This is a genomic window from Sulfuriferula sp. GW1, assembly GCF_047300855.1.
In the GTDB taxonomy this organism is placed as follows: Bacteria; Pseudomonadota; Gammaproteobacteria; order Burkholderiales; family Sulfuriferulaceae; genus Sulfuriferula.
This window is the reverse complement of record NZ_CP170197.1, coordinates 54799-79476: the sequence shown is the minus strand read 5'-3', so window position 1 is coordinate 79476 and position 24678 is coordinate 54799. Positions and strand designations below refer to the sequence as shown.

The following is a 24678-nucleotide window of genomic DNA, read 5'->3' as shown; positions in this document are numbered from 1 at the left end:
CTCTCTCACTGATCGTAGAAGTGGCGATGCTGACCCTGCTGGTGGTCAACAGTGTACGCCTGAGCCAGGAGAGCCTGCTCAACCAGGCTCAAGTACGGTACACGGAACTTGATACCCTGTTCAATGCAGCCCTCGCCGCACCACTGGCTCAACGGGATTACGCCACCCTGCATGAGATTCTTGCCGAAAGCGAGCACCAGGATGGGATCGTTTACGCGGTATTGGTAGATAGTTCGGGACTTATCGTTGCATCTTCGGGCTGGGAAAAAGGCCGGGCACCGCCAACGTCCATGGCGGCAACGAAGTTTAGCCATGCCCGCACAGATCAGTTCGATACCAGCACGCAAATCATGCTCGCGGGGCAAAAATACGGCACTTTATACTATGGCGTCTCAACGCGGTTTCTATCCGAAGCACGCACTCACCTGGTTCAACAAAGCATATTGATTGCGGGGGTGGAAATCCTTTTGTCTACCTTGCTGCTGGCTGGCCTGGGATACTGGCTGACGCGTCACCTTGCCAGTTTGACCCGCGCTTCCGATGCCTTTGCGCAAGGGCGGCTGGAAATCCGCCTGCCGATGCGCAGCAATGATGAGGTCGGCGCGCTGACCCGTGCCTTCAACTCCATGGCGGATGCCATTGCCGGACAGATTGGGGCGCTGACAGCAAGCACGGCCCAGTTGCATGAAGAGCAGGCGCGTCTGATCGCGTTGCTGCATGCCATGAAACTGGGCATTCTATTTGCCGATACGGACAACCGTATCATCTATTACAACCCGGCGTTTCAGCATATCTGGCGACAGCCTGCGGGCCTGTCTTTGCATGGCAAGTCGCCTGCCGAGGCAATCGCCCAGGCTGGCTGCATGCTGGCCGATCCAAACCAGCTCGTCAGCCTGATGGCGACACCGGCCGATTCCCCCGAAGAGCACCCTGCCACGGAAATTCGTTTGTCGGATGGTAGATTGCTTACCCGGCTCAGTCACCCAGTGTATGACGCCACAAAGAAATTTATCGGCCATTTATGGATGTTCGAGGATGTCACTCAGGAGCAGCAAACCGCGCAGCAGCTCGTCTATCTCGCAGAACGCGACTCGCTCACCGGCTTGTTCAACCGTCATCGCCTGCATGAAGAGATGGAAAAACTGCTTGCTGAAGCCGAGCGCACAGGTACTCAGGGGGCATTACTATTCTTCGATCTGGATGAATTCAAGTACATTAATGACACCTTCGGACACTATGCGGGCGACGCCACGCTGATCCGTATTGCCACTGAGCTTTCCACCCTGATCCGTCGCAATGAAGTCCTCTCCCGGCTGGGAGGTGATGAATTTGCGCTACTGATTCCGCAGATTTCCGATCTGAAACAGGCTGAAGATCTGGCAGAACGTGTGGTGCAAGCCATTGCCCGGCTCCCGCTCATTTTCGAAGAACAACATCTGCGCGTCACGATCAGTCTGGGAATTGCGCTCTATCCGCAACATGGCACCTCCATCGAGGAGCTGATCGCCCATGCCGACACGGCCATGTATCAGGCCAAGTCATGCGGCAAGAATACCTGGCAGGTATACCGGCCCGAGCTGGATATGGGCAAGGAAATGGTGGCCCGCCTCACCTGGAATGAGCGGCTATCGCATGCATTCGAAAAAAACCTGTTCCGGCTGCATTTTCAGGGCGTATATCACACCGCCGATCGTACCCTGTCGCACCTCGAGGCACTGGTACGCATGATTGACGAGGAAAAGCCCGGCGAACTGGTCATGCCGGCACTCTTCATCCCCATCGCCGAAAAATCCGGCAAGATTCTCGAACTGGATCGCTGGGTCGTTAACGAGGCGGTCACTGTCCTGGCACGTCACCTCAAGCTGCGCGCCCTGGCAATCAATCTGTCCGGACGCTCCCTGGCCGACCCGTCATTGCCCGGTTATATTCAGGACGCCCTCGTCCGGCATGGCGTCGATCCGCACCGTTTGCTGATAGAGATCACCGAGACCTCGGCAATTGGTGACCTGCATGACGCGGGGCGTTTCATCGAGGCACTGCATCTGACTGGTTGTGCGACCTGCCTGGACGACTTCGGCACCGGCTTCTCGTCTTTTGCCTACCTCAAATACCTGAAGGTGGACACGCTGAAAATCGACGGTCTGTTCATTCGCGATCTGACCAGCGACCATGACAATCAGTTGTTCGTTAAATCCATTGCCGACGTGGCCAGAGGAATGGGCAAGATCACCGTAGCCGAGTTCGTCGAGGACGAGGCCACCCTCGAATTACTGAACCGCTTCGGGGTCGACCTCGTTCAGGGCTATTTCCTCGACCGCCCGATTGCCGATCACCCGGCTCTGCAGGGATAAGCGGGCTGCAATGCCGCGGTGACCGCACGGCACGCTACCTGCAGCAAAGTCCGCCCGGGGTGAACAGATAGCGGCGGTAATTCGCGCAAATGAACTGGAAAATCCGGCGAGTTTAGCGGGCTTTGAGTAGTCTGGCAGCCATGGTTTGCCGAAGTCTCCATCCATGCCGGTAGCGTGGCGCAACCAAAATAGCCAAGCCCGCACCGACCAGCAAACCACCCCAGCGATTACGCTCGCGTGCCTGAGCGCGAATCTCGCGTTGCACGAACTCCTCGCCTCTGCGCATCTCGTTGTAGGATTGCAGAAATGACGAGATCTTGCGTACGGTCTCGTCAGAGAGCGGGCGGCCACTCCAGCGGCTCTCGGCTTCCCTCGCATTGAGCCGTTCTCCATCCTGCCGATAACGTTCGGCATAGGCTGCGGCCTCGTCGATGGCAGCGATTTCACGCACCGACATATAGACAATGCGCACCGAAGGCGCCAGATCCTCCAGCGTATCCGGAAACGGCTGATCGGCACGCGGTGCCGCAGTCCACCATAGCGCCGATCCGGCCAGCAGCCCTGCCAAACCCCAACGCAACACCGCGACGCCGCGTGACACGACATGCCATCGGCGGCGCGCGAATGCCAGCGGGCGCAGCAAGCCCGCGAACGCAAGCACCACGCCGAACGCGCACACCATCGCCGCACCGGTGGACAAATCCCACATATAGGACGCCGCCAATCCACCGGCGCTCGCGACTGCGCCAGCGACCCAGCCTATCGCAAGCCGATGCATGGTATGCGCCGCATACAGCACGCCGATGGCGGCCGGAATGATGAGGAACGAGAACACCAGTAATACCCCTGCCAGTGCCACGGAACTGGTCACCACCACCGCAAAGCAGGCATAAAAAGTGAAGTCGCCCAGCAGCTCCCGTGCCGGCGTACCGCCGAGCCAGCCGCGATGCGAGGCCCAGGCGTGCAATCCGGCGATGGCGGCATACAGCGGTGTCACAATGAACAAATCGCGTTCGGCAACAGTGAGAATGTTGCCGGTGAGCATCTGCTTGATATGCTCGGTGCCTTGCGGGGACTTGTCCACCAGCAGGAATGCGGCGGCGGCGGCGACCACGTAGATCACCCCGATCAACGCTTCCTGGGGGATGCGGCCGGCCCAGAAACGGGTGGCGGTGAGCAGGGCTGAGGCACCCAGGGCAAACAGCAGTGACCAGGCGTAGCTTCCCGCCGTCTGCGGCGCATGGCCCAGCAGGAAAGCCAGTGTCGCGCCCAGTGCCGCCGCCTGGGCGAGCGCCAGGTCGACAAAGATCACCTTGCGGGCGAGCACCTGCAGCCCGAAATAGGCATGCGCCATCACCAGAACAAGGCTGGCGGCGAAAGGCAGCCATAACAACTGCAGCGCTTCGTTCATGTCATGATTTCCCGGCCAGCGCGACGGCCAGCCGCGCGACATTGACATCAAACAGGCCCAGATAATCGCTCGTCCCGGGCAACATCCCCACCGAACCGGCCAACACTACCACCCGTGCCCCGCCCCGACGCGCAAGGTAGTCGGCATCGCGCACCGGATCGGCCGGCTGCCGCACAATAACGGCAACCCCTGCGTTTCCCATGCGCTTCAGCAGGCTGGCCATGTGCGCCGGGCTGGGTGGAACGCCGGGCTTGGACTCCACATAGTCGATGAAATTGAGCCGGAAGCGGCGCGCGAAGTACGCCCATGTGTTGTGATAAGCGAGCAGCCGTTTACCGGCAAACGGCGCGAGCCGGCGCTCCCATTCCAGCTGGCGAAGCGCCAGCCGGTCGAGGAACGCCAAGCGCCTTTGCTCATACAGCCTGGCATGGACAGGATCGAGCCGGATCAATGCCGCGGCAATGTTGCCGGTAATGATGGCCGCGTTGCCGGGATCGAGCCAGTAATGCGGATTGCCGCTGCCATGGGCGTGTCCGGATGGACTGAAAGAGGCTGCGCGTATATCGAGCAGCGCAACCGCGAAGGAGGCATCCACATAAGCGTTGCCGCCGCGCTGGAGTTCCGGCCGGTTGGCCTGGGACAAAAGGCGGTCGAACCACAAGTCGTAGTCAGCACCGACCCGAACCACCATATCTGCAAATTTCAGGCTGGCAAGATCGGCAATGCGGGATTGATATTCTTCTGCATTGGCGTTGGCAGGCACCAGCGCGATGACCGCCACCCGGTTACCGCCGATCTCCTGCGTAAGACTCTGCAAGTCAGTGGTGGTGGTCACCACCCGCAGCGGGGTCGTTGCAGCCACCGCACCGCTGCAGACCAGCCAGAATAGCCCGATGGCGAACCAGTTGCGCCACATCCCGATAACTCAGATCTTGCGCGTCTTCAGTGGTTGCCACAGACTTTTGGGAAGCACGCAATGTACATGCTTTTCGCTGCCGGAGACGTCACCCACGCGGCAGTCCATGGCCACGCTGGCGAGTCCGTAGGCATCCAGTCGGGTGAGGCCTTTCTTCTCCTGCAGCAGTCCGATCATGGCCATGGAGGCATCATCCATGGCCTTGTTCATATCGGCGTCGTTACCCACAGTCACAAAATAATCGCGGGTTTCCGCAACCGGGCGCTCCGGCATCATGACTTTGGCCTTGACGTCCTTTGGGCTCATGCAGTGAATGCCCTTCTTGATGTTGACCACCTGGGAGATGCGGCAGTCGGACACTCTGGGCATGAGTTTGCCGGCGTCCGCAGCGCTGATATCGCGCTGTTCGGCAAGAAATTTAACCGTCTGGGTCCGGGCCTGCTCCAGCGCCAGGTTGAGATCCTTGTCGAAGCCCATGGTGATCCATGCGGTTGCCGTTTCGATGCGCGGGAAATCAAGCTTCTTGCCCTTGATCACGTCCACGGTGACGGCGAGTTCCTTGTAGGCGGTCTCGATAGCAGTAAGATTGACCTCGCCATTGCCCTGGGCGGCGTGAGAATCGCCTGACCACAACAATGCCCCTTTCACCCATACCGGCACGTACAGTGTCGCACCCTCGGAAAGCTCGCGAATATCCATGTTGCCGCCATATTCTCCCGGTGGCACGGAACTGTAGCGGCCGGGCTCGGCGCGCGCCACCCCGATGGTGCCGGGAAAGGGTTTCAACGGGACATACACACCCGGCAGGAATTCGGTCACCATGCGGTCCATGTCCAGATAGAGATATTTAACCTGGCCGTCCTGGAAACTCTTGGGAAACTGTCCGAACATGCCCGGAATGTTGAAATTGGTGCCATAGGCACGCGGCACGATGCGCTGGATCTTCACTTTCAGCACGTCGCCCGGCTCGGCGCCGTTGACGAAGATCGGCCCGGTGACCGTATGCGGGCCCCGCCCAGGGTTGTCGGTACGCAGCTTCTTCAGTTCTTCGATGGTCTTGCCCGGTACGACCTGGTTGTGGGCATGCATCATGGTTTCCATCACCACCGTGTCGCCCGAACTGACGCTAAGCACAGGAGGCTGGGCGTTGTCGAACCAGCCCCATTGTGTAGTCTCCAGGGTGGCGGGCAGCAGGTACACTTTGCCAGGGTACTTGCTGGTAAGCGTAATGGATTGGGCACAAGCCACGCCGGTAGCCAACAGCATTCCGGCGGCAAAAGTCAGGGTGGTCGCATTCAGTCTGGTCATGGAAAGTCTCCGGGGTCAGATATCAATCAATACGTCTTGTAGGGTAAAAATTTCCCGTTCAGCACAATTTTGACGCGGTCACCCTTGGGGTCGGCCTCGCGCTGGATATCCATGCTGAAATCAATCGCGCTCATGATGCCGTCGCCGAATTCCTCGTGGATCAGCGCCTTGATGCTGGTGCCATAAACATTGATCAATTCATAAAAGCGATAGATCAGCGGGTCGGTTGGAATGGCCGTAGGCAGCGAACCTTTGTAAGGAACGATTTGCAGCGCGTCCACGGCCTCCGGCGGCAGGCTGAGCAGCTTGCCGATGATGGCGGCCCGCTTTTTGTCCAGGGTCATTTGCCCCATCAGCGCGGCGGTTGTCCATTCCTTGCTCAAGCCGATTTTTTTGGCGATATCCGCCCATTTCAGGCCTTTTTTGAGCTTGGCGGCGAGGATCAATTCGGTGACTTCGGTGCGTTGCATGGTTTCTCCTTATCGGGTTATCGAATCATTACACCAGGTGCATGGCGGACTGTTTTTGCGCAGGCGGGGGCTTTGCTATGGGCTGATCATCCATTTCGCCCGGCCTGACTTCGGGCGGATGGCGCGGGTCGCTGTCTGCGGCGGGCGCCTGCGCCATCTCGCGCGAGCGGCTCACCAGGAAATCCACCAGATGGTTGCGGATGCGGTAGTACTGCGGATCCTTGTGCACGTCATTGCGCGTACGGCTGCGTGACAGCGTATTAACCACGATCTCGGCGATGCGGGCGCGCGGACCGTTGGTCATCAGGATGATCCGGTCGGACAACAGCATGGCTTCGTCCACATCGTGCGTAATCATGAACACGGTTTGCCCGGTGGCGGCACAGATTTTTAACAACTCATCCTGAATCACGCCGCGGGTCAGTGCATCGAGCGCGCCGAAGGGCTCATCCAGCAGCAGCATTTTCGGCTGGATGGAAAAGGCGCGCGCAATACCGACGCGTTGCTTCATGCCGCCGGAGAGCTCGGATGGCTTTTTGTGCTCGGCACCGGTCAGGCCCACCAGGTCGATGAACTGCTGGCAGTGGCTGCGCACTTTGTCTTTTGGCCAGTCTGGCCAGCGCGACTTGACGGCGAATTCGATATTTTTCATCACTGACAGCCATGGCATCAGCGCGTGGCCCTGGAACACCACACCGCGATCCAGGCTGGGGCCGGCCACCTCGCGCCCATCCATGATCACCACGCCGGCGCTGGGCTCATCCAGTCCGGCCAGCACGTTGAGAATGGTGGATTTGCCACAGCCGGAGTGGCCGATAATGCAGACAAATTCGCCCTTGCTAATACTGAAATGGACATTCTCGAACACTACCAGCGGCGTCTGGCCACGGCTGCCCGGATAGATCCGGCTCAAGGCTTCAACTTTCAAAAAATCGGTTTGCATGGTTTCACCATCCTCAATCGTTATATGCCACCAGCCGCGACAGGCCGGCGAATACCAGGTCCAGCAGCATGCCGACCACGCCGATCATGAGGATGGCAAAGATGACGTTGGTGAGGCTCAGGTTGTTCCATTCGTTCCACACGAAGTAGCCGATGCCGGTGCCGCCCACCAGCATTTCCGCCGCCACGATCACCAGCCAGGCGATCCCCATGGAAATACGCATGCCGGTGAGGATGGTAGGCGCGGCGGCGGGCAGCACCACCCGAAACGCTTTGCGCAGCGCGGACACCTCCAGCGTTTTGGCGACATTGAGCCAGTCGCGCCTGACCGATGCCACACCGTAGGCAGTGTTGATCAGCATCGGCCACAGCGAGCAGATGAAAATTACGAAAATCGCTGAAGCGGACGAATCCTTGATGGTATAGAGCGCCAGCGGCATCCATGCCAGCGGCGAAATCGGCTTGAGCAACTGAATGTACGGGTTGAGTGCACGCTGCATCAACGGTGACATGCCCACCACAAAACCCAGCGGAATGGCCACCAGTGCGGCCAGCGCAAACCCGGCCAGCACGCGCGCCAGCGAATAGGCGAGCTGGATGCCGATGCCTTTGTCATTGGGGCCATGGTCATAGAACGGATCCGACAGCCGTTCGCGCAGGGTATGGCCCAATTCAGCCGGTGTCGGCATCCCCGATTTCTTCACTGCAGCGCCCCCCATCAGCGCCGCGTATTCCGGGTCGACAGCGGCTGTATCCGCTGCCTGCGGCAAGGTGGCCAGATACCACCCCAGCAGCAAGGCGCCCAGCAATAGCACGGATACCATCAGCGCCTTGAAATTCAGCGACTTGATCATGATCATGCCCGGCTTATCCTGAACGACTTCAGATATTGCTCGGGTTTGGCCGGGTCGAACACCTTACCCATGATGGTGTACTTGGCGTAGTTGCCGGCAGGGGCAGGCAGACCCATCTCTTTCAGGCGCTTGCGCGCATCGGTGGCAAGAAACACATTCTCCGCCACTCCCTGGTAGTTGACTTCGCCTTTGAGATAACCCCATCGCTTGAGCTGGGTCAGCATCCACACCGCCATGGACGGCCACGGGAACGGATCGAAATCGACCCGGTCGGGCACGTTGCGCACCTTGCCCAGGCCGTCGGCAAAGCGTCCGGTCATTACCTGTTCCAGCACCGGGATGGGCTGGTTGAGGTAATTCGCCGGGGCGATGGCCTTGATGATATCAGCGCGGTTTTCCGGCTTGTGGGCGTAGTCGGTGGCGCTGGCAATGGCGCGAAACAACGCAGCAAAGGTATTGGGATGGGCCTTGGCGAAGCCCTCCGAAATGCCGAAGGCGCAACACGGATGGCCGTCCCAGATGTCGCGTGACAGGGTATGGATGAAGCCCACCTCCTCGTACACCGCGCGCTGGTTAAAAGGCTCCGGCCCGAGGAAACCATCGATGTTGCCGGCACGCAGGTTGGCCACCATGTCGGGCGGCGCCATGATGCGCAGTTCCACGTCCCGGTCCGGATCCAGGCCATGCTCAGCCAGAAAATAACGCAGCAGCAGATTGTGGATCGAGTAGTCGAACGGCAGGCCAAATTTGAAGCCTTTCCACTGCTTGGGGTCGAGCTTGTCCTTGTGTTTGACATGCAGGGTGATGGCCTGGCCGTTGATGTTCTCGATCGCCGCCACATCCATCGGCTGTGCCTGCGAGCCCAGCCCCAGGCTGATGGCGAGCGGCATCGGCGAGAGCATGTGCGAAGCGTCGTATTCCTTGTTCATTACCTTGTCGCGTACCACAGCCCAGCCCGCTGTCTTGAGCAAGGAAACATTCAAACCCTCGCGCGAGTAGAAGCCCATCGGCCCGGCCATGATGATGGGCGTGGCGCAAGTGATGGGAACAAATCCGATTTTCAGGTCAGTTTTTTCCGGGGGTGCACGGTCCGCAGCCAGCGCCTTGGCGGCAGATAGCGGAAAAAAAGTGGAGACCGCCGCCAGCGCGGTGCCTGCCCCCACCGCGCGAATAAAGTTGCGGCGCGTCTCGTCACGCGGAAACAGTGCGCGCATGACTGTGGATTCGACCACCCGGCCGATACGGGCGTCTTCGTCCTGCTGGTGCTCGATCTGGCTGGCGTGGCGGCCACAGCTGCAACCCTGGGCGGAGAGCTGGATATTAGGATCAAACGGATCGTCAAAACCGGACATGAATATCTCCCTGATGTTATTGGTTGATGTTGGCAGTGGCTGGGTAAAAGCAACGTCCGGCTCAGCTTGCCGGAAAACCTTCTTCTATCGGTAGCGCCGGATCGCGTGACCACTCATTCCACGAACCGAAGTAAATTTTTACGTCATGCACGCCCGCCTCTTTCAAGGCCAGGAAAGTATTGGAAGCGCGCGCCCCCTTGAAGCAATAAACGTAGACCCTGGAGTGCGGGTGGATACCGACGGTCTGGCATTCCGCCAGCACTTCATCGCGCGCCTTGAATATGCTGCCCTCGTCTGCGGGCTTCATCAGGCGATACCACTCCAGCCAGCGCGCGCCGGGGATACGGCCCTTGCGCGGACAAAAATCCGGACCGTAAGGCGAGGAGCTGGTAGCGATCCATTCGTCCACATCACGCACGTCCAGCTTGATCACCGACGGATCATTGAGTGCAGCCAGCATTTCATCCTTGTCCACCATTACCGCACCCGGCTCACAGGCTAGCGGGAATTGGGCGGGGGTTGGCAGGGTAGGCTCAGTGGTGATGGGCAAGCCAGCGTTGACCCAGGCCTGATAACCGCCATGCAGTACCTTAGCTTTGGGGTAACCCAGATATTTGAGCAAAAAATACCCCCGGCAGGATTGTCCAAAACCGGTGTTCATGGTGTCTTCGTAGACCACGGCGGTTTCCTTGCCGGACAGGCCCGCCGCGCCAAATGCTTCGGCGAACTTATGTTGCATGGCCTCCAGGCCTTCATGGTCGGAGGTGGCGAGATAGGTGAAAATCTCGCGCAGATTAATTGCGCCCGGAATATGTCCGTTGGCGTAGGCGCCCGGATCGCGCGTGTCGATCACCACGATAGGCTCGGCAGTCATTGCCTGTTGGAGTTGCGCTGGTTCGATCAAAACTTGGCCGCTCATGCTGATCCCCTTTCTGCTGATTCAGTGGTGAATCAACTTGAGCAGCAAACGTGCCAGTTCCACAAATCGTCTTTCCAGGCCATGCTGCGGCCAATTGTTAAAAACGCCCGCACAATATGTGCGCGATTTTTGCTTACATTATGTAGACAAATTGTTATTTCCAGAGGAAGCGCGTCCATGTCTAAAGCTCAGTCCACCAATCGCCCCCTACCGGAAATCCTGGTGGATGAAGAATTGCTGGTGATGCGCGAGGCTTCCGCACTAATGGGTAAAAGCCCGGACCAGAACTATGTCATCCGAGAGATTCTGCATTTGTTGTCCGAATTGCTCGGCTTGAATCGGGGACGTGTAGTTTTGCCAGATATCGATAATGGAGAGTTGCATATCGCCCACGCCTACGGTTTATCCGCCAAAGAGATGAAACGCGGCCGTTTCCAGCCTGGTGAAGGGATCACCGGGCGCGTGATGCAGAGCGGACAAATGATGATTATCCAGGACGTGGATAACGAGCCGGCATTCCTGTTTCGCAGCGTGGAACGCGAGCATCTGCCGCACGAAACGGTGTCGTTCATTGCCATGCCGGTGGAGCAGGGTGGCCAGGTACTGGGGGTGCTGGGCGTGCACCGGCTACGGGACCGTCCGCGGCCGCTGGCGCGCGATCTGCAAATACTGAAAATTACCGCCACGCTGATCGCACAGGTAATCATGCTCAACCGTTATATCCAGGAACGCACCGCGCGCCTGGAGTCGGAAAATCGCGAACTCAAATGGGCGCTGAACAAGAATCCGTCGAGCCTGGGCGCATTTGGCATTGTGGGCGAATCCATGCCCCTGCGGCGTGCATTAAAACAGGTGGAACAGGTGGCGCAAACCGATGCGACAGTTCTGTTGCTGGGCGAATCCGGCACCGGAAAGGAGCTGTTTGCGCGTGCCTTGCACCTATCCAGTGCGCGCCGCGACTATCCGTTCATCAAGGTCAACTGTGGCGCGATACCGGAAAATCTGTTCGAGTCCGAGCTGTTTGGCTACGAGAAAGGCGCGTTTACCGGCGCCACCAGCAGCCGCCCCGGCTATTTTGAGCAAGCCAACGGTGGCAGCCTGTTCCTTGATGAGATTGGCGACATGCCGCTGGCGATGCAGGTCAAATTGCTGCGCGTATTGCAGGAGAACACCATTCAGCGCGTTGGCGCGCGCCGCGAAACCACGATCAATGTTCGTATCGTCGCCGCCACCAATCAGGATTTGCAGCAGCTGGTAAGCCGCGGAAAATTTCGGCTGGATTTGTTTTATCGAGTCAATGTGATCCCGGTGCGGCTGCCTGCCCTGCAGGAGCGTCCGGAGGACATCCGCCATCTGGTGCGCTATTACTTGAACCAGATCAACCAAAGCTACCAGCGCAATGTGAATATTGCGCCGGAGGCGCTGGAGCGGCTGGCCGCTTATAGCTGGCCGGGCAATGTGCGGCAATTGTGCAACGTGCTGGAACGGCTGGCGCTGCTCTCCGAGAACCGGCTGATCGGCGCAGCAGAGGTGGCTGCGGTCGTTGCAGCTGAATCGGCCGGTGAACACTTGGCGTTGCCAGTTACCGCGCCAGTATCCGCAATCCCGGACAGTTTGCGCCCCTACCATGCAGTGCAGTCCGGTGAACGTGACCGCATCGTGCAGGCACTGGCGCAATGCAATGGCAACAAATCGCGTGCCGCACAGCGAATCGGCATGACTTTGCGCCAGCTGAATTATCGGATCCAGCGCCTGGAAATTGCCTGACCGGCATGCTGGAAAGCTGTCGCGCAAATTGTTAACAATCTGTGTACCACCGTGACCGCTTCAATTTCGAATATTGTCAAAATAATATTTGAAATCATTGCATTAGTTTAAGCATACTGCCCTGGCATGGCGCTTGCATTGATGTCGGTGTGCCCTACAGGCCGCCACTATTCATTGAATGCGAGGAGGAATAAACCATGCCCGAAGTTGCCGCTCTGAAAATGACTACCACGCTGACCCCGATTGATAAAAACGGGCTCGATGCGCTGGCGCAAAAAGGCAAAGCCAATCCAAACAATGTAGTCACGCTGAAAACGAAAACGGTGTGCGAGAGCAAATTCCGCAACCTCAATTTCGTGCGCGACCTGCCCGCCCATGTGATTGATGAACCGCCCAACCTGCTGGGTGATGACACCGCGCCCAATCCCTCCGAAGCGGCGCTGGCCACGTTGGGCTCTTGCCTGTCGGTAGGTCTGCACGCCAATGCGGTGGCACGCGGCATCACGCTTACAAAAATCGAGCTGGAGCTGGAAGGCGATATCAACGTCACTGCTGTGTGGGGCGTGGGCGACACATCACCGGACAAAACGCTGGGCTTGACCGATATTCGCGTCAAGGTGCATCTGGAAGGCGATGCCAGCGACGCGGAGCTGCAAGCGCTCGTCGCCCATGCCAATCAATGGTCTCCCGTAGCCAACACCCTGCGCAATCCGGTAAACGTGGCGGTAGCCCTGGCCTGATAGCACGATTAAAAATGCACATCACCACGGCAGTCTGGTGGCAAATAAGGAGCTGTGATGCAAATCGAAATGTTGGAGTACGCGCATGAAGCCGGTACGGATGAATCTCTCCCTGGCATTACTGCGCTGATCCGCGACCATCTTTGCCCACATGTGCTGGATATTGATCTCAAGGGTGAATATCCGGGCGAATTTTTGCACAGGCTCGGCGCAATCGGCGGCTTTGGTGCGCTGGTCGCGCCCCAGTTCGGCGGCACCGGCAGGGGTTTGAAAAACGCGGTTAGGGTCATCGAGGACGTATCGCGCGAATGCGTTGCCACCGGCTTTTTGGTATGGGCGCAGAATGCCTGTGCCTGGTACCTGCAAAACAGCAGCAATATTGCGATTCGTAACGGCGTATTGCCGCAAATCGCCAGAGGCGAGGTGCTGGGTGGCACGGGCCAGTCGAATGCAATGAAATCCTGCGTTGCCATCGAGGAAAACCGTCTTCAGGCAGTGCGCGTGAACGGCGGCTATTGCGTGAATGGCACGCTGCCGTGGGTATCCAACATCGGCGTGGATCACTATTTCCATGTCGGCATAGCCGTGGCCGGCGAGCCGGGACTGATGATCGCCCTGGTGCGCGGCGACTACCCCGGTCTGACCCTCAACCAGAATGCGCATTTTATTGCGATGGAGGGCACCAACACGTTTGCCTGCCAGTTCAAGGATGTATTCATCGCCGACGCCGCCGTGGTATCGCACCCGAATGAATTCGAGCGCTTTCGCGCGCGCACCAAATCCGCCTTTATCCTGATGCAGATGGGCATGGGGCTGGGACTGGTGGAAGCCTGCGTGACCATGATGAAGCGTTCCAATAAAACCCACGGCCACGTGAACCGTTTTCTCGATGACCAGGCCGAGGATATTGAAGCGGCGTTGCTTGGCGCACGCGCAGCCTGCTACCGTCTGGCGGACGAAATCGACGCCTCGCCCGACACCAGCTACGAGCGCGACACTATCGCCATGCGTCTGCTGGGCAGCGAGCTGTCGCTCAAGGCAGCCAACTCTGCCATGCTGCATCTCGGTGCCAAGGGTTATCTGGTGAGCAACGCCGCGCAGCGACGCGTGCGCGAAGCCTACTTTGTCGCCATCGTCACGCCGGCCATCAAGCATTTACGCAAGGAATTGCACGACATCGACAGCGGCAACCACGCATGCAGCGTATAGACGCAACACATAAACATTAAGGGACCCCATGATCACTTTCAGTGTCAGCCTCGATGTTGATACCACGACGGCCAAACTTACCGAAGCCATTCTCGCCGTACCGATGGGGCTGGTGGCGCATATCAATGGCCAGGCTAACGCCGCCAAGCGCGGCTTGACTGTACCGTCCGACCAGATTCTGGAGGTGTTCCGCCCGGATTTTGCGGTGCGCGTCTGGCAGGCGGACAAACGCGCCGGCATAGACATCCCGCTACGTATCCATGTTTACGAGGCAGATGGCAAAACCTGGGTCGCCATGCGCAGCCCGGGCGCGGTGTTCGCCCCCTACAACAATGCCCTGCTGGACCAGATTGCAGCCGAGCTGCAGCCAATTTTCGACAAAATCCTGGCCTGCCTTACTCCTTACAAGAAAACACCATGAACGCAATGACTGAAACCGAAACGCTGACGCGCAAGTGGATATGCATGATCTGCGACTATGTGTACGACGAAGTGCGCGGCATCCCGGACGAAGGCATTGCGCCCGGCACGCGTTTTGAAGACATTCCCGACAGCTGGGCATGTCCGGACTGCGGCGTAACCAAGCACGATTTTGAACTTCTGCAAGAATAAGCTTTATGCGGCCCGCACCTGATTCATCTGCTTCAGTCGCTGCGCCAGCGCACCGATAATTTCCCGCGCCAGAGCCGGACTGGTCGCCATCAATTCCTCCAGCACCTGGGGTGGAAATGCAATCAGGAAGACCTCGGTTTCAGCAACCACCGTCGCGGTGCGTGGTTCGCCCAGCAGGTAGGCCATTTCGCCAAACATCTGCCCGGCGCTCAGACTGGTGATTTTCACCGGCTGGTCATTGATGGCTTTCATCATCGCCACCTGCCCGGACTGCAGGAAGTAGGTGAGTTGAGAATTCTCGCCCTCACGGATAATGGTCGTGCCAGACGCGAACGTTTGGCCGTACTTGCGCAGCAGGCGTTGCGAGCGGCCAAACAGGAAGCGATCGGCCAGGGTTGTCTGTTTTCCGCTTCTGGCCAGAAACAGTTTTTCCAGTCCCATCACATCCACCCTGCCTGCCGCATACAGGCATTGCGCCCACAGCAGAAAAACCACCGCCACGATATATACCCAGATCAGCGAAAACACCACCGTGCCCAGCGTGCCGTAGATCTCCTGGTAGTTGTCCAGGCGCACGAAATAGCCAAACGCGGACTTGAGGGCGAGGACACTGAGCGCGCACAGCAGGCTCACCAGCGCTGCCAGTCTGACCGGCGGGCGCGGGATGGGCATGCGCCAGTACGCCGTAAAAACCAGCAGCCACAGCACCAGAAAGGTAAGCACGCCGCCTGCCAGTCCGAGATTGGCCGCCAGATGGTGCCCAAGCAGCTGCATACGCGACAGATAGGACAATATGCGCTGTGCCACGATCGCCAGCACAATCAAGGCAAACGCCAGCGGCATGGCCAGCAGCGACATCAGCCACGCCTGCCAGAAACTGCGCTTGCCACCCGCAAAAATCACCCGGAACGCACTTTGCAAAGCGTTCAACAGGCCGCGCGAGGCCATCACCAGGGTGAGCAGACTGGCACCGCTGGCCACCGCGCGCGTTTGTTCCGGCAGCGCACCCAGCGCCTTAAGCGCACCCAGATTGAGCTGATCCCACAGCGCCACAAACAGCAGCGGCATATTCGCCGCCAGTTGCGGCAACTGGGTGAGCAGATTGGCTGCGTACAACAGCAGCAACACTATGGGGACAATGGACAGCAAAAAGTAGAACGAGATCGCTGCGGCATGATTGGCCAGCTCGTTGCGTAGAAATAGCTGCACTGACACATAGCCAATCTGGCTCAGCCAATCAAGGCGATCGCGCGTCGGGGCGGATAGGGAAAACCGTTTCATCGTTGCAATTTAACCTGCTTTGCACGGCGTCGACCAGCCCTGCCTTATAATGTGCGATTAAATTCGTCACTCCGCCCGCGCAATGATCCTTTACATCCACGGTTTCAATAGCTCATCCGGTTCGGGCAAGGCGCGCGAGCTCGCGGCCTGGCTTGACGCGCGTGGCCGCAGTGCGGAATTCGCCTGTCCCGACCTGCCGCATCGCCCGGCGGCGGCCATCGCCTTGTTGTCCGATCTGATCTCGGCAGTGCCGCGCGCGCAGGTAAAGCTCATTGGCAGTTCGCTGGGTGGTTTTTACGCCACCTGGCTGGCGGACCGGTTTGACGTCAAGGCTGCGCTGATCAACCCGGCAGTGCATGTACAGAACGGGCTCAAAAGCGTGCTGGGCCCCCAAAAAAATTACCACACCGGCGAGGAGTACCTGTTTACCCAGCAACATCTGGATGAACTGGCTTCCCTCGATAAGCCGGCGCCGTTGCGCCCGCAAAATCTGTTGCTGCTGGTGGAAACCGGCGATGAAGTGCTGGATTACCGCGCAGCAGTGAGCTATTACGCTGCCAGCCGGCAGATTGTCGTGCCGGGAGGCGATCACGGTTTCCAAAGCTTCCCTCAATATATCGAAACCATTCTGGAGTTCTGAACGCAGGGGTGCATGCCCCTCGCGTTCCTCAATATGTATCTACTTTACGAAGAAAGCGGCAGCTTCAAGGCCGGCACCATCATTACCGACAACGATTCATCCTTGCAGGTGGACACCCAGCACGGCAAGCGCGTCAAGGTAAAAGCCGTCACGGTAATGATGCGTTTTAACGCACCGGCGCCGGCTGAATTCATGGCCGCAGCGCATGCCGTGCGCGACGACGCCGACACGGATTTTCTGTGGGAGGTTGCCGGCAGCGAGGAATTCGGCTTTACCGATCTGGCACGCGAATATTTCGGCCACGAACCCACGCCTGCAGAAGCGGCGGGCATTCTGATGCGTTTGCACGAAGCGCCGATGTATTTCTACAAAAAGGGGCGCGGCCGCTACAAATCCGCGCCGCCTGAAGCATTGGCTGCCGCCAAGGCCGGCGTCGAACGCAAGCAGCGCGAGGCGGAATTGCTGGCACGTTACGTTGCGCAACTGAGCGCGTATCAGCTGCCGGAAGAATTCGCCGCGCATCTCGACATGCTGCTCTACGCGCCGGACAAAAATCAGCTGGAATGGAAAGCCCTGGACGAAGCCTGCAAGGCGACCAGCCTGACTCCGGTCAAACTGCTGGATCGCTGCGGCGCGATTCCTTCCAGCCACGATTACCACCTGGGTGCGTTCCTGCGCGAACACTTTCCGCGCGGCACCGGGTTCGGCGACGCGCACGAACTGCCCGACCCGCCACAGTTGCCGGATGCGGGGGTGCAGGCCTTCAGCATGGACGACGCGGCCACCACCGAGATCGACGATGCCTTTTCAGTCACGCGGCTCAACAACGGCAACTGGCGCGTCGGCATCCATATCGCCGTGCCCGCGCTGGGCATCGTGCCGGCCTCGGCGCTCGACGAAATCGCCGCGCGCCGCCTGTCCACGGTGTATTACCCCGGCGGCAAGATCACCATGCTGCCGGATGGCGCCATTCACCACTATACCCTGGGCGAGACCCACACCTGCCCGGCGCTGTCCATGTACGTGGAAGTGAGCGACGGCGAATGGAAAGTACTGAACCAGGAAACCCGCCTGGAGCAAGTCCACATCGCTGCCAACCTGCGCCATGAGACGCTGGAACCGCATTTCCATACCGGCAGCATTGCCAACGACAGCGTCGATTACCCGTTCAAGACCGAACTCGACATGCTCTGGCATTTTTCCGGTGCGCTGGAGGCCGCGCGCGGCAAAACCCCCGACCCCAACGTGGTGCAGCGCGCCGATTACAACTTCAAGGTGGAAAACGACCGCGTCAGTATTACCGACCGGGTGCGCGGCAATCCGATCGACCGCGTAGTGTCCGAGCTGATGATTTATGTGAATTCGGAATGGGGGCGCTGGCTGGCGGAAACCGACACCATGGCGCTATACCGCACCCAGCAGAACGGCAAGGTGAAAATGAGCACCAAGCCCGGGCCGCACGTCGGCTTGGGCGTGGCGCAATACGCTTGGGCGAGCTCTCCGCTGCGGCGTTATGTGGATCTGGTCAACCAGCGCCAGATCATGGCGCTGGCACAGGGCGTGGAACCGCCCTATGCAGCGAAATCCGAGGTGCTGTACACCGCATTGCGCGATTTCGAAGTGGCCTATGATGCCTACAACGATTTCCAGCGCAACATGGAGCGCTACTGGTGCCTGCGCTGGCTGGTGCAGGAAGGCATCACCGAAATCAACGCGGGCGTCATCAAGGAAAACCTGGTGCGCCTAGACGGCTTGCCGTTTGTGACGCGCGTGCATTCATTGCCGGAACTGCCGCCGGGTAGCCGCGTCAGCCTGAAAGTGGACGGCGTGGATTTGTTCGACGTGGAACTGCTGTGCAGTTTCCAGCGCAGACTCGACATTGCACCAGATGCGACGGAGCCCGCAGCCCAATAATCCGGGCTAAAATACTGGTCATGAGCACGCCATCCCATTTGCCCTCCCTCCCTTCACGCCTCGGCATCACGCCGCTGCTGGGCATAGCGTTGCTGGCCTCCCTGGGCATCCATCTGTTCCTGCTCGGCTTCAGCTTCAAATTGCCGTCGGTGCGCGAGGACAACTTCCTCAGTCCGCCGCTGGAAGTGGTACTGGTCAACAGCAAATCCGCCCGCAAGCCGCTCAAGGCCGACGCCCTGGCGCAGGCCAACCTGGAAGGCGGCGGCAACACCGATCTCGACCGCCGCGCCAAAAGCCCGTTACCTTCTTCCGCAGTGGATCAGCGCGAATCCGGCGCAGATCAGGCGGAACAGCGTGTCAAACAGCTGGAAGCACAGGCACGCCAGATCATGACCCAGCTCAAGTCGGAGCAAAGCCTGCCCAATATGCAGAATGAACCGACGCCTGCCGAAACCAAGCCGGCCGAGGCCGACCCACGCCCCACCAGCCTGGTCGCGCGCAGCCTGGAAATGGCCAAACTGGAAGCGCAAATCTCGCGCGAATACAGCGCTTATCAAAAACGCCCGAAGCGCATGTATGTCGGCGCACGCACGCAGAGCTACGTGTTTGCGCGCTATATCGAGGACTGGCGCATCAAGGTGGAACGCATCGGCAACCAGCATTATCCGGAAGCGGCGCGCTCGCAAAAACTCTACGGCAAGCTGCAGCTCACCGTATCGATCAAGTCGAACGGCAGCCTCGACGACGTGGAGGTCACGCGCAGTTCCGGCTCCAAGATACTGGATGCGGCTGCAGTCGCGATCGTGAGGCGCGCGGCACCCTATTCACCCTTCCCGGAAGAAATGCGCAACAAGGCAGACATCCTCAGCATCACGCGAACCTGGAATTTCATTCCGGGCGATCAGCTCAGCAGCAGCAACGACTGAGCTGGCCGGCATCAATCTGATATAATTAGTACTTTTGAATATTCTGGAAAGGCTTTGGCCATGCATATCGGCACCACTATCACCCAGTTCATCATCGAAGAGCAGCGCCAGATCAAGGGCGCGACCGGTGATTTCACTTCGCTGCTGAATGACATCGTCACGGCCTGCAAGGTCATCTCCAATGCCGTCAACAAAGGCGCGCTAATCGGCGTGATGGGCAGCCTCGATTCAGAAAACGTGCAGGGCGAAACCCAGAAGAAGCTCGACGTCATCACCAACGAAATCTTCATCCAGTCCAACGAGTGGGCGGGCCACCTTGCCGCCATGGCCTCCGAGGAGATGGATGACGTCTACCAGATTCCCGGCCAGTACCCGCGCGGCAAATACCTGCTGGTGTTCGACCCGCTGGACGGCTCGTCCAACGTCGACGTCAACATCTCCGTCGGCACCATTTTCTCCATTCTGCGCTGCCCCGGCGAAGGCGATGCGCCCACTGCCGAGTCCTTCCTGCAGCCGGGCACCAAGCAGGTTGCCGCCGGTTATGCGCTGTATGGTTCCTCCACCATGCTGGTGCTGACCACCGGCCACGGCGTCAATGGCTTCACGCTGGATCGCGACATCGGCGAGTTCATTCTCACCCACCCCAACATGACCATTCCCGCCGACACCAAGGAATTCGCCATCAACGCTTCCAACCAGCGTTTCTGGGAAGCCCCGGTCAAGCGCTACGTGCAGGAATGCCTGGAAGGCAAGACCGGGCCGCGTGCGCGCGACTTCAACATGCGCTGGGTCGCTTCCATGGTGGCCGAAGTGCACCGCATCCTGGTCCGCGGCGGCATCTTCATGTACCCCAAGGACACCAAAGACCCCGCCAAGGCCGGCAAACTGCGCCTGCTGTATGAGGCCAACCCGATGAGCTTCATCGTCGAGCAGGCCGGCGGCGCTTCCAGCACCGGTCGCGAACGCATCCTCGAACTCCAGCCGGAAGGCCTGCACCAGCGCGTGCCGGTCATCCTCGGCTCGAAAAACGAAGTGGAAAAAGTGGTTGCCTACCACAAGGAAGCTTAAATTCCGGATCGGTAATAAACATCTAAGGGCGCAGCGCAGGCTGCGCCCTTTTTTATTTGGGCATTCAGTTTTTTCCGGCTGCCTTGTATAGGGCAAGTGTCCGCGCCCGCGCGGCAGCGTGGTCGACAATCGGGGCCGGATAATCTCGGCCTATCGTCACCCCATACGCGTGCTGAAGATCCGCCGTTAACAACCATGGCGTATGGATGTAGCGCGCAGGCAAGGCCGCCAATTCAGGCAGATAGCGCTTGATGAATTTGCCCTCGGCGTCGAATTTTTCCGACTGGGTAATCGGGTTGAAAATACGGAACCACGGTTGCGCGTCGCAGCCGGTGGAGGCCGCCCATTGCCAGCCGCCATTGTTGGCGGCGAGGTCGAAATCGATCAGCCGGCCGGCGAAATAGCGTTCACCCAGACGCCAGTCCACATGCAGATCTTTCACCAGAAACGACGCCGCCACCATGCGCAGGCGGTTGTGCATGGTGCCGGTCTGGTTGAGCTGGCGCATCGCGGCGTCGACCAGCGGGTAGCCGGTACGCGCTTCGCACCAGGCGGCAAAATGTCCCGCGGGATTCGGCCAGGCAATGGCGTCGAACTCCGGCTTGTAGGCCTGTCCGGCCGCCACGCGCGGATGGTGCCAAAGCACTTGCTGGTAAAACTCGCGCCAGATCAATTCCGACAGCCAGGTCTGCGCACCTTCCCCACCGCTGCCGTCTGCTGTCGTCACCAATTGGCGGATGGACACGGTGCCAAAACGCAAGTGCACCGAAAGACATGACGGCCCTTCAAGTGCCGGGTAATCGCGCGCCGCCTTGTAGCGGTCCATGCGCCCGATAAAATCTTCGAACAGGAGCTGCGCTCCGGCGCTGCCGGCCTGAATGCCCAGCGCGTCCAGATTGGTGCGCGAAAATCCCATACTGTCGAGGCAGGGCAGCGGCTGCGGCGGCATGGGTGCGAGCCGCTCCAGATAACGCGACACCGGGTAAGGCGTGAGATAAAACGGTGAAAGTTTTTTCAGCCAGGCGTTCTTGTAGGGCGTAAACACCCCAAACGGCTTGCCCGCCTGGGTGAGCACTTCATCGGCGTCGAAAATCACCTGATCCTTGAACGCGCGCAGAACCCGGCCGTTTTGTGACAACTGTTCGGCCACCTCGGCATCGCGGGCGATGGCGGCAGGCTCATAATCGCGGTTGCAGAATACCGCCTGGGCATTCAATGCGTGCACCAGCTGCGGAATCAGCTCGCACGCCCGGCCATAACGCGTAATCAGGCTGCTGCCATGCGCCTCCAGCTCCAGCTTGAGTGCGTGCAAGCTCTCCCGGATGAATTCCACACGGCGGTCGGCACGGTCGGGTAATGCATCGAGAATGTCCGTGTCGAAAATGAATACGGGTATCACGGCGCGGCTCGATTTCAGGGCATGATAGAGCGCAGCGTGGTCGTCCAGCCGCAGGTCGCGGCGCAACCAGACCAGCGCAGTGTCAAATTCGGGCATGCTATTTTGAAAAGTATTTATCAGGCTAAATTGTGATTGATGCGCTAGGCCGTTACAATTGAATTCACATGCAAACCGTTAACCTTACCGACCACTTCCTGATCGCCATGCCCAACATGGTCGACCCCAATTTTTCCAAAACCCTGACCTATATCTGCGAGCACAACGAGGAAGGTGCGCTCGGTGTGATTGTGAATCGGCCTACCGATCTGGATATGGCGGCATTGTTCGACCAGATCGGCATCGAGCTGGAACGCACCGAACTGGCCGGGCAGGCCGTCTACTACGGCGGCCCGGTGCAGACCGAGCGCGGCTTTGTGCTGCACCAGCCGGCCGGGGAATGGCAGTCGACCATGGCGGTGAACGAGCGCCTCGGGCTGACCACCTCCAAAGACATTCTCGAAGCCGTCGGTCGCGGCCACGGCCCGGACAAGCTGATGGTGTCGCTCGGTTATTCAGGCTGGTCGCCAGGGCAGCTGGAAGACGAACTCGGGCAAAACGCCTGGCTGTCGGTCAAGGCCGATCCGCAGGTGATTTTCGACTTGCCGGTGGAAGAGCGCCTGAATGCTGCGATGAAAATCCTTGGCATCGACTTTGCCATGCTGTCGGACGACGCGGGCCACGCCTGATGGGTTCGGGCAGCGTGTTGGGCTTCGACTTCGGCCTGAAACGCATCGGTGTGGCCGTCGGCACTCTGGAACTGAAACTTGCTCACCCGCTGGAAACCATCGCCATTGAAACCACCGATGCGCGCTTTGCCCGCATCGGCAAGCTTATCGAGGAATGGCAGCCGGCGCTGGCCGTGGTCGGCATTCCGCACCGCGGCGACGACAGCGCCCACGAATTTGCACCCACCTGCCTGCGCTTCGCCCAGCGCCTCAAGGGACGCTTCGGCTTGAACGTGGCGCTGGTAGACGAAAGTTACAGTTCCGCTGCGGCCAGCTCCACACTGAACGAATCCGGCATTCGCGGGCGCCAGCAAAAATCTGTGCTCGACCAGGTCGCCGCCCAGCACATCCTGCAACATTATTTCGACGAACCCGATCATGCCCATCATTACCTTGCCTGACGCAGAAACGCTCGTCGCCCAACTGGCGGCGGCAATCAAACCCACGCTAACGCCCAACACCGTGCTGGTGGGCATGTACACCGGCGGCGTGTGGGCAGCACAGCAAATGCACGCGCTGCTTGACCCGGACATGCCGCATGGCGACCTCGACATCTCCTTTTACCGCGACGACTTCGACCGCATCGGCCTGCATGCGCAGGTCAAACCGACGCGCCTGCCGTTCGAGGTGGAAGGGCGCGACATTCTGCTGGTGGACGACGTGCTCTACACCGGCCGCTCGGTGCGCGCCGCGATGAACGCACTGTTCGACTACGGCCGCCCGGCGCGCATCCGCCTTGCCGTGCTGGTGGACCGGGTGGGCGACCGCGAACTGCCGATCATGGCGGATTTTGTCGGCGCCACGGCAAGCGTCCCACCACACCAGCATATCCACCTTGTCCGCGACGACGCGGGCCGTCTCAACCTCAAACTGGTTGATCTCAAATGACCCTGAACCCGCAACTCAACCAGGACGGCGCGCTCAAGCACCTGCTGACCATAGACGGCCTGCCGCGCGCCATCCTTACCCACATCCTGGACACCGCCGAGGGCTTCATCGCAGTCAGCGAGCAGGAGGTCAAAAAGGTGCCGCTGCTGCGCGGCAAGGCGATTTTCAACCTGTTTTTCGAACCCTCGACGCGCACTCGCACCACCTTCGAGATCGCCGCCAAGCGCCTGTCCGCCGACGTCATCAATCTCAACATCAACGCCTCCAGCCAGAGCAAGGGCGAAACCCTGCTCGACACCGTGGACAACCTCGCCGCCATGCAGGCCGACATGTTCGTGGTACGCCACGCACAGAGCGGCGCCGCGCACATGATTGCGCGCCACGTGGCGCCGCACATCCACGTCGTCAATGCCGGCGATGGCCGCCACGCCCATCCGACCCAGGGCTTGCTGGACATGTTCACCATCCGCAAATACAAGGGCGAATTCCACAACCTGCGCGTCGCCATCGTCGGCGACGTGCTGCACTCGCGCGTGGCGCGCTCGCAAATCCACGCGCTGACCACACTGGGCGTGCCCGAAGTGCGCGTGATCGCCCCCAAGACGCTGCTGCCCACCGGCGTCGAGCAGCTCGGCGTGCACGTCTACCACGAAATGGCAAAGGGGCTGAAAGACGTCGACGTGGTCATCATGCTGCGCCTGCAAAACGAGCGCATGCGCGGCGCACTGCTGCCCAGCGCGCAGGAATACTTCAAATACTACGGCCTGACCCCGGACAAGCTGACGCTGGCCCGGCCCGACGCCATCGTCATGCACCCCGGCCCGATGAACCGCGGCGTCGAGATCGACTCGGCCGTGGCCGACGGCAAGCAATCGGTCATCCTGCCGCAGGTGACTTACGGCATCGCCGTGCGCATGGCGGTAATGAGCATACTGGCGGGAAACTGA

General features: G+C 59.6%; 24 protein-coding genes. 14 read left to right on the top strand and 10 right to left on the bottom strand.

All coding sequences use genetic code 11. The annotated features are described in order from the left end of the window. The first annotated feature begins 26 nt into the window (after window positions 1-26). Window positions 27-2351: an EAL domain-containing protein gene (locus ACFDAU_RS00430; RefSeq protein WP_413438074.1), complete on the top strand. Its 2325-nt coding sequence runs from the start codon at window positions 27-29 to the stop codon at window positions 2349-2351. Window positions 2352-2463: 112 nt separating this feature from the next. Here the strand turns inward: ACFDAU_RS00430 and ACFDAU_RS00425 are convergent, their stop codons facing one another. The 8 genes from ACFDAU_RS00425 to ACFDAU_RS00390 all read right to left on the bottom strand — a co-directional run bounded on the left by ACFDAU_RS00425 (window position 2464) and on the right by ACFDAU_RS00390 (window position 10523). Further along, on the bottom strand, window positions 2464-3762 hold the full coding sequence (locus tag ACFDAU_RS00425) for a metal ABC transporter permease (protein ID WP_413438073.1): 1299 nt from the start codon (window positions 3760-3762) through the stop codon (window positions 2464-2466). 1 nt (window position 3763) lies between these two features. Beyond that, the gene (locus ACFDAU_RS00420; RefSeq protein WP_413438072.1) at window positions 3764-4678 is read right to left on the bottom strand and encodes a metal ABC transporter substrate-binding protein; all 915 of its coding nucleotides are present in this window, start codon (window positions 4676-4678) and stop codon (window positions 3764-3766) included. A 9-nt stretch (window positions 4679-4687) separates the two neighbouring features. After that, window positions 4688-5986, bottom strand: coding sequence for an acetamidase/formamidase family protein (locus ACFDAU_RS00415; RefSeq protein WP_413438070.1), 1299 nt, complete (start codon window positions 5984-5986; stop codon window positions 4688-4690). 26 nt (window positions 5987-6012) lie between these two features. Further along, window positions 6013-6456 carry a cyanase gene (gene cynS / locus ACFDAU_RS00410; RefSeq protein ID WP_413438069.1) on the bottom strand — a complete coding sequence of 148 codons (444 nt, stop codon included), beginning with the start codon at window positions 6454-6456 and terminating at the stop codon, window positions 6013-6015. A 28-nt stretch (window positions 6457-6484) separates the two neighbouring features. Further along, on the bottom strand, window positions 6485-7399 hold the full coding sequence (locus ACFDAU_RS00405; RefSeq protein ID WP_413438067.1) for an ABC transporter ATP-binding protein: 915 nt from the start codon (window positions 7397-7399) through the stop codon (window positions 6485-6487). Window positions 7400-7412: 13 nt separating this feature from the next. Then, window positions 7413-8258 (bottom strand): nitrate ABC transporter permease, encoded by an 846-nt coding sequence (gene ntrB / locus ACFDAU_RS00400; RefSeq protein WP_413438065.1) that lies wholly within the window; start codon window positions 8256-8258, stop codon window positions 7413-7415. Then, window positions 8255-9604 carry a CmpA/NrtA family ABC transporter substrate-binding protein gene (locus tag ACFDAU_RS00395; protein ID WP_413438064.1) on the bottom strand — a complete coding sequence of 450 codons (1350 nt, stop codon included), beginning with the start codon at window positions 9602-9604 and terminating at the stop codon, window positions 8255-8257. The genes ntrB and ACFDAU_RS00395 overlap by 4 nt, the downstream gene beginning before the upstream one ends. A 61-nt stretch (window positions 9605-9665) precedes the next feature. Next, entirely contained in the window at window positions 9666-10523 is an 858-nt protein-coding gene (locus ACFDAU_RS00390) for a sulfurtransferase (protein WP_413438063.1), read from the bottom strand. A gap of 177 nt (window positions 10524-10700) precedes the next feature. Here ACFDAU_RS00390 and ACFDAU_RS00385 point away from each other — a divergent pair, with 177 nt between their 5' ends. The 5 genes from ACFDAU_RS00385 to ACFDAU_RS00365 all read left to right on the top strand — a co-directional run bounded on the left by ACFDAU_RS00385 (window position 10701) and on the right by ACFDAU_RS00365 (window position 14851). Further along, window positions 10701-12290, top strand: coding sequence for a sigma 54-interacting transcriptional regulator (locus tag ACFDAU_RS00385; protein WP_413438062.1), 1590 nt, complete (start codon window positions 10701-10703; stop codon window positions 12288-12290). Window positions 12291-12487: 197 nt separating this feature from the next. Then, window positions 12488-13030, top strand: a complete 543-nt coding sequence (locus ACFDAU_RS00380) for an OsmC family protein (protein WP_124703668.1) — start codon at window positions 12488-12490, stop codon at window positions 13028-13030. A 57-nt stretch (window positions 13031-13087) separates the two neighbouring features. Continuing rightward, window positions 13088-14239: an acyl-CoA dehydrogenase family protein gene (locus ACFDAU_RS00375; RefSeq protein ID WP_413438061.1), complete on the top strand. Its 1152-nt coding sequence runs from the start codon at window positions 13088-13090 to the stop codon at window positions 14237-14239. A gap of 28 nt (window positions 14240-14267) precedes the next feature. After that, complete coding sequence (locus ACFDAU_RS00370; protein WP_413438059.1) at window positions 14268-14660, top strand: DUF302 domain-containing protein; 393 nt, start codon at window positions 14268-14270, stop codon at window positions 14658-14660. After that, a complete protein-coding gene (locus ACFDAU_RS00365; RefSeq protein WP_413438058.1) occupies window positions 14657-14851 on the top strand; it encodes a rubredoxin in 195 nt (64 codons plus the stop codon). The genes ACFDAU_RS00370 and ACFDAU_RS00365 overlap by 4 nt, the downstream gene beginning before the upstream one ends. 3 nt (window positions 14852-14854) lie before the next feature. On the opposite strand, the gene ACFDAU_RS00360 is transcribed toward ACFDAU_RS00365, so the two are convergent. Next, on the bottom strand, window positions 14855-16132 hold the full coding sequence (locus ACFDAU_RS00360; RefSeq protein WP_413438057.1) for a YhjD/YihY/BrkB family envelope integrity protein: 1278 nt from the start codon (window positions 16130-16132) through the stop codon (window positions 14855-14857). A gap of 82 nt (window positions 16133-16214) precedes the next feature. Between ACFDAU_RS00360 and ACFDAU_RS00355 the strand changes: the two genes are divergently transcribed. The 4 genes from ACFDAU_RS00355 to ACFDAU_RS00340 are packed head-to-tail and all read left to right on the top strand — an operon-like array spanning window position 16215 to window position 20680. Further along, window positions 16215-16772 (top strand): YqiA/YcfP family alpha/beta fold hydrolase, encoded by a 558-nt coding sequence (locus tag ACFDAU_RS00355; protein ID WP_413438056.1) that lies wholly within the window; start codon window positions 16215-16217, stop codon window positions 16770-16772. Window positions 16773-16784: 12 nt separating this feature from the next. Continuing rightward, on the top strand, window positions 16785-18686 hold the full coding sequence (locus ACFDAU_RS00350; protein ID WP_413438055.1) for a ribonuclease catalytic domain-containing protein: 1902 nt from the start codon (window positions 16785-16787) through the stop codon (window positions 18684-18686). Window positions 18687-18706: 20 nt separating this feature from the next. Further along, window positions 18707-19612: a TonB family protein gene (locus tag ACFDAU_RS00345; protein ID WP_413438054.1), complete on the top strand. Its 906-nt coding sequence runs from the start codon at window positions 18707-18709 to the stop codon at window positions 19610-19612. A 60-nt stretch (window positions 19613-19672) separates the two neighbouring features. Then, on the top strand, window positions 19673-20680 hold the full coding sequence (locus ACFDAU_RS00340) for a class 1 fructose-bisphosphatase (RefSeq protein ID WP_413438053.1): 1008 nt from the start codon (window positions 19673-19675) through the stop codon (window positions 20678-20680). A gap of 64 nt (window positions 20681-20744) precedes the next feature. Here ACFDAU_RS00340 and ACFDAU_RS00335 read toward each other — a convergent pair whose 3' ends face one another. Then, a complete protein-coding gene (locus ACFDAU_RS00335) occupies window positions 20745-22175 on the bottom strand; it encodes a cryptochrome/photolyase family protein (RefSeq protein WP_413438052.1) in 1431 nt (476 codons plus the stop codon). A gap of 68 nt (window positions 22176-22243) precedes the next feature. Between ACFDAU_RS00335 and ACFDAU_RS00330 the strand changes: the two genes are divergently transcribed. Genes ACFDAU_RS00330 through ACFDAU_RS00315 form a run of 4 tightly spaced genes read left to right on the top strand, consistent with a single transcriptional unit; the run spans window position 22244 to window position 24678 of the window. Beyond that, the gene (locus ACFDAU_RS00330) at window positions 22244-22804 is read left to right on the top strand and encodes a YqgE/AlgH family protein (RefSeq protein ID WP_124703676.1); all 561 of its coding nucleotides are present in this window, start codon (window positions 22244-22246) and stop codon (window positions 22802-22804) included. Then, window positions 22804-23244, top strand: coding sequence for a Holliday junction resolvase RuvX (gene ruvX / locus ACFDAU_RS00325; RefSeq protein ID WP_413438050.1), 441 nt, complete (start codon window positions 22804-22806; stop codon window positions 23242-23244). The genes ACFDAU_RS00330 and ruvX overlap by 1 nt, the downstream gene beginning before the upstream one ends. Next, window positions 23231-23731, top strand: a complete 501-nt coding sequence (gene pyrR / locus ACFDAU_RS00320; protein WP_413439564.1) for a bifunctional pyr operon transcriptional regulator/uracil phosphoribosyltransferase PyrR — start codon at window positions 23231-23233, stop codon at window positions 23729-23731. The genes ruvX and pyrR overlap by 14 nt, the downstream gene beginning before the upstream one ends. Beyond that, complete coding sequence (locus tag ACFDAU_RS00315; protein ID WP_124703678.1) at window positions 23728-24678, top strand: aspartate carbamoyltransferase catalytic subunit; 951 nt, start codon at window positions 23728-23730, stop codon at window positions 24676-24678. Before pyrR ends, ACFDAU_RS00315 begins: the two co-directional genes overlap by 4 nt.